The sequence below is a fragment of the Xenorhabdus stockiae genome, assembly GCF_002632825.1.
Taxonomy (GTDB): Bacteria; Pseudomonadota; Gammaproteobacteria; order Enterobacterales; family Enterobacteriaceae; genus Xenorhabdus; species Xenorhabdus stockiae.
Genome location: NZ_NJAJ01000138.1, coordinates 1 through 726, shown reverse-complemented (window position 1 = coordinate 726; position 726 = coordinate 1). Strand labels below are relative to the sequence as shown.

Below are 726 nucleotides of genomic sequence, written 5' to 3'. Positions count from 1 at the left end.
ATATGGCTAAAGTGGATGTGATTTGTCGTTACTGTCATAAAACAAACGAGGTTAAAGGGCATGGAAAAGGACGTACTGGACATCCTCGCTATCACTGCTATGCCTGTCGCAAAACCTTCCAACTGCACTATACCTATCAAGCCTGCCATCCCGGTATGAAAGAGCGAATTATTGATATGGCCATGAATAACGCTGGTGTCAGGGACACGGCTCGGGTTCTGAAAGTCGGTATTAACACGGTCATTCGCACATTAAAAAACTCACGCCAAGACAAGTAACTACGCTGCCGCTTGCGGGCAGTGAGATTCATCTTGTCTGTGAAATAGACGAACAATGGTCCTTTGTCGGTAATAAGAAAAATCAACGCTGGCTCTGGTATGCCTGGGAGCCGAATAGGAAACGGGTAGTGGCACATGTGTTTGGGGATCGCAGCAGGAAAACGTTGAAAAAGCTGCTGGCTCTCTTGTCTCCTTTTACTATCCGGTTTTACTGTACAGATGATTATGCCGTTTATGATTGTCTGCCTAAAGAAAAACACCTCACGGGAAAGAAATTTACCCAACGTATTGAGAGAACAAATCTTACGCTTCGTATCCGGATAAAGAGGCTGAATAGAAAGACAATAGGTTATTCCAAATCTGAAGAGATGCATGACAAAGTGGTAGGTACGTTCATTGAGCGTGAATACTATCTTTCATAACAGATCTAACTATTGGAAGCATGACC

1 protein-coding gene is annotated in these 726 nt (G+C 43.8%); it reads left to right on the top strand.

What is annotated here, in order from left to right:
* The first annotated feature begins 2 nt into the window (after positions 1-2).
* Positions 3-700, top strand: a protein-coding gene (locus Xsto_RS20810; protein ID WP_211284369.1) for an IS1 family transposase whose coding sequence is annotated in 2 segments (ribosomal slippage) — positions 3-252 and positions 252-700 — 699 coding nt in all. Because the reading frame shifts where the segments join, the coding sequence is not laid out codon by codon here.
* The last annotated feature ends 26 nt before the right edge of the window (positions 701-726 follow it).